This window comes from Bradyrhizobium sp. (genome assembly GCF_016462955.1).
Lineage (GTDB): Bacteria > Pseudomonadota > Alphaproteobacteria > Rhizobiales > Xanthobacteraceae > Bradyrhizobium.
The window spans coordinates 1-6,376 of record NZ_JAEMSD010000399.1 but is presented as its reverse complement, the minus strand read 5'-3'; the positions used below and the strand labels follow the sequence as shown (position 1 = coordinate 6,376).

Below are 6,376 nucleotides of genomic sequence, written 5' to 3'. Positions count from 1 at the left end.
TGATGGTACAGGTCCAGAAATTCGGCCTGATCGAGGCTAATCGCCGCCGCCTGATGTGCCTGTCGATGTTCTGGCACTTCCTCGACGTCGTCTGGATCGGCGTCTTCACCTTCGTCTATCTCCTGGGAGTTCTGCGATGAGCACCGATACCCACGCAGCCGGCGCGCACGACCACCACCATGGCGACGGCCACGCTCACGGCACGTTCTCGAGCTACGTGCTCGGCTTCGTGCTCTCGGTCGTGCTCACAGCCATCCCGTTCTGGCTGGTGATGAGCGGCACACTGCCGAGCAAGCAGATCACCGCGCTGGTCATCATGGCGTTCGCGATCGTGCAAATCGTCGTGCACATGATCTACTTCCTGCACATGAACACGGCCTCCGAGAACGGCTGGACCATGATGGCCTTGATCTTCACCATCGTGATGGTCGTGATCGCGCTGTCCGGTTCGCTGTGGGTGATGAGCCACCTCAACAGCAACATGATGCCAATGCACCAGATGACAGGCATGAAGTGAGCGAGGCTTTGGCGTGAGCAGAACCGGCACCGCGACGAGCGAGGCGGGAAAGACGCAGGGCAGCGCCGTGCACGCCCCCGCCCTGTGGCTCACGGTCCTCTCGCTCGTCGCTCTTGTCGTTCTGATCGCGCTCGGCGTCTGGCAGATCGAGCGCCGCGCCTGGAAGCTGGCTCTGATCGACCGGGTCGAGCAGCGCGTCCATGCTCCGGCCCAGCCGATCCCCGCGCCCGCGGCGTGGCCCGCGGTCAGCGCCGCCAACGACGAGTACAGACATGTCAGCCTCGGCGGGCGCTTCCTGCACGATCGGGAGACTCTGGTCCAAGCCGTCACGGAGGAAGGCCCGGGCTATTGGGTCCTGACGCCGCTCGAACGCAGCGACGGCACGCTGGTCCTGATCAACCGCGGCTTCGTGCCGTCGGAGCGGCGTGACCCATCGACGCGCCGCGACGGCAATCCGGACGGCCAAGTCGAGATCTCTGGCCTGCTCCGCATCACGGAGCCCAGAGGCGGCTTCCTCCGGAGCAACGTGCCGCAGCACAACCGCTGGTACTCTCGGGATGTCGAGGCGATTGCCGCGGCCCGCGGCCTCCAAAACGTCGCACCATTCTTCGTCGATGCCGATGCCAAATCACAAATCGCTGGCGGGCCGATCGCCGGATTGACCGTGATCCGCTTTCCCAATAACCACCTGATCTACGCGCTGACGTGGTTTGCCCTGGCTTTCATGCTGGCCGGCAGGCTTTTCGTCACATTTGGCGGCGGGTTGTTCCGCCGCAAGCGCTTCGTCCACGACAGCGCCGGCGGCTCGGATTCGACCGCCCGCAGGACGGGATCAGATGCTGGAACGATCGTCGAGCCGACCTGACGACGGGAAGACGCCTTCCCAGACGCTTGCGCCTGACGGGCTGGCCGTCACGCTGCAATCGCTGGCCGGCGCGCGCAGCGAGCTGATCGGGACGGCGCCGACCGATCACGAGACCAACCGCAAGAACATGGCGCTGCTGATCCAGCTCCGCTGGACTGCGGTGGTCGGCCAGATGGTGACCATCGGCGTCGTGCATTTTGGTCTCGGCATCCCGTTGCCCCTGGAACGAATGGGCGCCGTGATCGGCGCCCTGGTGCTGCTCAACGGTTCGAGACTCGTGTGGGTGCGCCATCGCGCCGCGATCACCAACAACGAGCTTCTGGTCGCCCTGATGCTGGACGTCGCCGCGCTGACGGCGCAGCTCTATCTCTCCGGCGGCGCCACAAATCCCTTCACCTCGCTGTTCCTGCTCCAGGTCACGCTGGGCGCGGTGCTGCTCGATGCCCGCTCGACCTGGTCGCTGGTGGCGCTGACCTGTGCGAGCTTCGTCTGGCTGACTTTGGCCTACCGGCCGCTCGACCTGCCGCCCAATCCGCTGAGCGAGACCTACACCCTCACCGTAACAGGCATGCTCTTGGGCTTCGTGCTCAACGCCGTGCTGCTCGTGGTGTTCGTCACCCGCATCAACAGGAACTTGCGAGAGCGCGACGCCAATCTGGCAGCGCTGCGCCAGCATGCCGCCGAACAGGATCACATCGTGCGCATGGGCCTGCTTGCCTCTGGCGCTGCGCACGAGCTCGGCACGCCGCTCGCTTCCCTGTCGGTGATCCTCAGCGACTGGCGCCGCATGCCGGACCTTGCCGCCGATCAGGAGCTCGCCGAAGACCTCGCGGAGATGGAGACCTCGCTGCAGCGCTGCAAGTCGATCGTCACGGGGATCCTGGTCTCGGCGGGCGAAGCGCGCGGCGAAGGCTCCTCGCCGACCACGGTGACGGCGTTCGTGACCGCGCTGGTGGAGGAGTGGCGGGACGCGCGCTCGGCCCGCACCCTCTACTTCGTCAACACATTCGGCGAGGACGTCTCGATCGTCTCCGACGTCGCGCTGAAGCAGGTCATCTTCAACGTGCTCGACAACGCCTACGAAGTCTCGCGCGACTGGGTCGAGCTCGTGACCGAGCGCGAGGGCGACAATCTCGTGCTGTCGATCTCCGACCGAGGTCCCGGCTTTGCGCCGGAGATGCTGGCTCAGCTGGGGAAGCCCTACCAATCCAGCAAGGGCCGTACCGGCGGCGGGCTCGGCCTGTTCCTGGTGGTCAACGTCGTGCGCAAATTGGGGGGCAGCGTGACCGCCAAGAACCACAGGAAGCGCGGCGCCACGGTGCGGCTGACGCTGCCGCTCGCAACGCTCGCGATCGGAGGGAAATTTTGACGGCTGACCGTTCGCTCATCGTGGTCGAGGACGATTCCGGCTTTGCCCGGACGCTGAAGCGTTCGTTCGAGCGCCGCGGCTACGAGGTCGTGCTCGCCGCCTCGATCGAAGAGGTGCGCCAGGTGCTGGAGCAGCGCTCCTTCGGCCATGCCGTGGTCGACCTCAAGCTCGGCGGCGCCTCGGGCCTTGCCTGCGTCGAGCTCCTGCACGCGCACGACCCCGACATGCTGATCGTGGTGCTGACGGGCTTTGCCAGCATCTCCACCGCCGTGGAAGCGATCAAGCTCGGCGCCTGCCACTATCTGGCCAAGCCGTCCAACACCGATGACATCGAAGCCGCCTTCAACAAGGCCGAAGGCAACACCGAGGTCGCACTCGACGCACGGCCGACCTCGATCAAGACGCTGGAATGGGAACGCATCCACCAGACCCTGATCGAGACCGATTTCAACATCTCGGAAGCCGCACGCCGACTGGGCATGCACCGGCGCACACTGGCTAGGAAGCTCGAGAAGCGGCCGGTGAAGTAGGTACCGCGTGATGCGGCCACAGGGCGTTCACGATCAGCGACCGCCGGGCAGATACTCCCTCTTGCAGGCCGCGATGTTCTTGTCGCGTCCAGGATAGTTGGATCCGAACGCACCAACATATTTGAGGCAGTCCATGTATTTTCGATTGCCCATCCAGCTGTAGTCCGGGCCGAACGCGCCTGCGGCAGCCGGCGAGTACGAGGCCGAGCCCGCCAGCAAGCCGATTCCGACAACCAAAGCGGCGCAAGTCGCGAAACGAGGAAACTTCATGACCCTCTCCCATGTGCTCTGCTGCCGGGACATCCGGCGCGTGGCAGCACACTGACGGAAGGCGGAGCGAAGGAAAGTGTCGGCCGTCACACAGCGCGACCGGCCGACGACGGTGCAGTTTCTCGTGGTTGCCATCGACCGCAGAGCGACCGCTGCAACAAAACTCGCGGCAAATAAAAAGCCCGGCCAACCGGCCGGGCTCTTGAATGATTGCGATCGACGCGAGCGTTGCTTACGCCGCCTCGTCGGCAACGGTGGTGTCGTCGCCATCGGTATCGTCGGTGTCGCCCTCGGCATCCGCATCGCCCTCGCCTTCGGCGGCTTCCGCCTTGGCGTTGCGGCGCGGGCTCTTGGCGAGCTGCGCCTCGATCTCCTTGACCGCTTCGGTCTCGGTCGAGTGCTGCACCACCGCGATCTCGCGGGAGAGACGGTCGAGTGCCGCTTCATAGAGCTGGCGCTCGGAGTAGGACTGCTCCGGCTGCGATTCCGAGCGATAGAGATCGCGCACGACTTCCGCTATGGCGACGATATCGCCCGAATTGATCTTCGCTTCGTATTCCTGGGCGCGGCGCGACCACATGGTACGCTTGACGCGGGCGCGACCCTTGAGGGTCTCCAGCGCCTTCTTGACCAGCGCGGGCTCGGACAGCTTGCGCATGCCGACATTGGCGACCTTGGCGGTCGGCACGCGCAGCGTCATCTTGTCCTTGATGAAATTAATGACGAACAGCTCAAGCTTCGCACCGGCGATCTCCTGCTCCTCGATGGCCAGGATCTGGCCAACGCCGTGAGCGGGATAGACCACGAACTCGTTGGCCTTGAAGCCCTGACGCTGGGTCACGACCTTCTTTTCCTCGACCTTCGGCGCAGCAGCGGGCTTGGCGACCGGCTTGGCAGCGACGGGAGCCTTGGCAGGCGCAGCGGCAACGGGAGCCTTCGGCGCGGCGGGCTTGGCAGCGGGAGCCTTGACGGCAGCGGGCTTGGCGGTCACAGACTTGACAGCAGGCTTGGCAGCGGTCGCTTTCGCGGCCGGTTTGGCAGTCTTGTTAGGCATTGCGCTTCTTTTGTTCTTCGAGGACTTTGCAGCCGGCGCCTTCGTCGCGGTCCGACCCTTGGATGCGCTACGGCTGGCCGCGGCGACTTTTTTGGCCTCCTTATGGGAAGCCCTCGCTGAAGTACTCTTTTTACGCGTTTTCTGTGACACAGCCTGCGCGCGGAAACTGCCACGCCCCTGTTCGACATTTGGTTTCACGGGAACCCAGAGGGGCCAACGGGGCTGACGGGGTTCGGCTTAATGTGCTCAATATAGCACATTTCCCGCAAAAATCAATGATTTAGGGGTTCTTAGGGCTGGTTTTCGGTAGAAGCGCCGCTATTACGGTTAAGTTTGAGCCCGAATTAGTCCCCGGAGCCCGGGTTTGGGGAGAAAAACTTCTCAAACTTGCCATCCATGCCGTCGAATTCCTTGGCGTCGGCAGGTGATTCTTTCTTCTGAGTGATATTGGGCCAGCTCTTGGCGTATTCGGCGTTGACCCCGAGCCACTTTTCGAGGCCCGGTTCCGTGTCCGGCTTGATGGCGTCGGCGGGGCATTCCGGCTCGCACACGCCGCAATCGATGCACTCGTCGGGATGGATGACGAGCATGTTGTCGCCCTCGTAGAAGCAATCGACCGGGCAGACCTCGACGCAGTCGGTGTACTTGCACTTGATGCAGTTTTCAGTGACGACGTAAGTCATCCAACGCTCCGAAAAGCTCTTTTAGAAGTCGCGGCTTGCCTAGCGCGGATGGCCGGGCGCCGCAAGGTCGGGAAGGCCCGATCATGACGGCTTTGCGTCTTTGATCGACCAAGAAATGAATGAGATGCGCAATTAATTGCGCGTGCCGAGCTCCTCGTAGAGCACCCGCGCCGAGGCAGCATCGCCGCGGCGTTCGCTAAAGGCTGTTACCTTGAGGACGCGCACGGTGCGATCGAGCGCGATGGTGAGCACGTCACCGGCTTTGACCGCATGTCCCGGCGAGGTCTCTCGCACGCCGTTGACGCGGACATGGCCGGTGACGACGAGCTCGGCTGCGGAGGTGCGCGCCTTCACCACCCGCGCGTGCCACAGCCATTTGTCGAGGCGCTGCCGCTCGGTCGTGGGCTACTCCTTCCGCCCCGAGAGCTGCTCCTTCAACGCGGCGAGCTTGGCAAAGGGCGAGTTCGGATCGGCAGGGCGGTCGCGCTCGCGCGGGTTCGCGCTCGAGGCGTAGGGACGCAGCGAGGGACCACCCTGGCGGTCACGGCCCTTGTCGCGGTCGCGGCCACGATTGTCGCGGCCCTTGTCGCGATCTCCGCCGAACTTCTTGTTGTCGCGGTTGCGATCGCGATCCTTGTCGCGATCCCCCTTGCCCTGGAAGCTGCGATTGCGGTCGTCGCGGCGCTCACCGCCCTCGCCGCCTTCACGCGGCTTGCGGAAGTCGCGGCCGCCATCGCGGCGATGGCCGCCATGACGATGGCCCGGCTTCGCGCCGTCGGTTGCTTCGCCGGGCGCGGCACTCGCGGCATCGGGTGCAGCGCCGGCCTCAGCGCCGGGCCGCGGACGCTGGTTGTTGTGACGCTGATGGCGATGGCGTTCGTGGCGCGGCTTGCGATCCTCGTGGCGGCCGGCGGGGCGCCAGACCTCGACCAGCTCGGGCTCGGCGGGCGCGGCAGCGGCTTCGACAGGCGCGGCAATATCGGGCGATACAGCGGCTTCGGTGGCGGCGGTCTCGGCGGCAGCGGCTTCGAGCCCGTCCGCCTCAGGAGACGTCGCGACCTCGGGAGACGCCGCGGCGTCTTCCGCCG

At 64.9% G+C, this 6,376-nt stretch carries 7 protein-coding genes and 3 pseudogenes; 5 read left to right on the top strand and 5 right to left on the bottom strand.

Features of this window, described 5'->3' with window-relative positions; all coding sequences use genetic code 11:
• The 5 genes and pseudogenes from JHD07_RS29600 to JHD07_RS29580 all read left to right on the top strand — a co-directional run.
• Positions 1-140 (top strand): annotated as a pseudogene (locus tag JHD07_RS29600) (cytochrome o ubiquinol oxidase subunit III); the annotation flags it as partial.
• Complete coding sequence (gene cyoD / locus JHD07_RS29595; protein ID WP_291628585.1) at positions 137-517, top strand: cytochrome o ubiquinol oxidase subunit IV; 381 nt, start codon at positions 137-139, stop codon at positions 515-517. The pseudogene JHD07_RS29600 and the gene cyoD, both read left to right, overlap by 4 nt.
• A gap of 13 nt (positions 518-530) precedes the next feature.
• The gene (locus tag JHD07_RS29590) at positions 531-1,382 is read left to right on the top strand and encodes an SURF1 family protein (protein ID WP_291628583.1); all 852 of its coding nucleotides are present in this window, start codon (positions 531-533) and stop codon (positions 1,380-1,382) included.
• Positions 1,354-2,751, top strand: a complete 1,398-nt coding sequence (locus tag JHD07_RS29585; RefSeq protein ID WP_291628581.1) for an ATP-binding protein — start codon at positions 1,354-1,356, stop codon at positions 2,749-2,751. Before JHD07_RS29590 ends, JHD07_RS29585 begins: the two co-directional genes overlap by 29 nt.
• Positions 2,748-3,281 (top strand): response regulator transcription factor, encoded by a 534-nt coding sequence (locus tag JHD07_RS29580; RefSeq protein WP_291628579.1) that lies wholly within the window; start codon positions 2,748-2,750, stop codon positions 3,279-3,281. The genes JHD07_RS29585 and JHD07_RS29580 overlap by 4 nt, the downstream gene beginning before the upstream one ends.
• Positions 3,282-3,314: 33 nt before the next feature.
• Here the strand turns inward: JHD07_RS29580 and JHD07_RS29575 are convergent, their stop codons facing one another.
• From JHD07_RS29575 to JHD07_RS29555, 5 genes and pseudogenes are all read right to left on the bottom strand, one after another.
• Entirely contained in the window at positions 3,315-3,551 is a 237-nt protein-coding gene (locus tag JHD07_RS29575; RefSeq protein ID WP_291628577.1) for a hypothetical protein, read from the bottom strand.
• A 232-nt stretch (positions 3,552-3,783) separates the two neighbouring features.
• A complete protein-coding gene (locus JHD07_RS29570; protein ID WP_291628575.1) occupies positions 3,784-4,605 on the bottom strand; it encodes a CarD family transcriptional regulator in 822 nt (273 codons plus the stop codon).
• A gap of 344 nt (positions 4,606-4,949) precedes the next feature.
• Positions 4,950-5,288 carry a ferredoxin FdxA gene (fdxA, locus tag JHD07_RS29565; protein WP_291628573.1) on the bottom strand — a complete coding sequence of 113 codons (339 nt, stop codon included), beginning with the start codon at positions 5,286-5,288 and terminating at the stop codon, positions 4,950-4,952.
• Positions 5,289-5,420: 132 nt separating this feature from the next.
• Positions 5,421-5,684, bottom strand: a pseudogene (locus JHD07_RS29560) (RNA-binding S4 domain-containing protein); the annotation flags it as partial.
• Between the two features lie 9 nt (positions 5,685-5,693).
• A pseudogene (locus JHD07_RS29555) lies at positions 5,694-6,376 on the bottom strand (helicase); the annotation flags it as partial.

Bases quoted from the DNA above. Each gene is read 5' to 3' on its own strand.
- JHD07_RS29570 (WP_291628575.1), bottom strand. From the start codon at position 4,605: ATGCCTAACAAGACTGCCAAACCGGCCGCGAAAGCGACCGCTGCCAAG.
- cyoD (WP_291628585.1), top strand. From the start codon at position 137: ATGAGCACCGATACCCACGCAGCCGGCGCGCACGACCACCACCATGGC.
- JHD07_RS29575 (WP_291628577.1), bottom strand. From the start codon at position 3,551: ATGAAGTTTCCTCGTTTCGCGACTTGCGCCGCTTTGGTTGTCGGAATC.
- fdxA (WP_291628573.1), bottom strand. From the start codon at position 5,288: ATGACTTACGTCGTCACTGAAAACTGCATCAAGTGCAAGTACACCGAC.
- JHD07_RS29585 (WP_291628581.1), top strand. From the start codon at position 1,354: ATGCTGGAACGATCGTCGAGCCGACCTGACGACGGGAAGACGCCTTCC.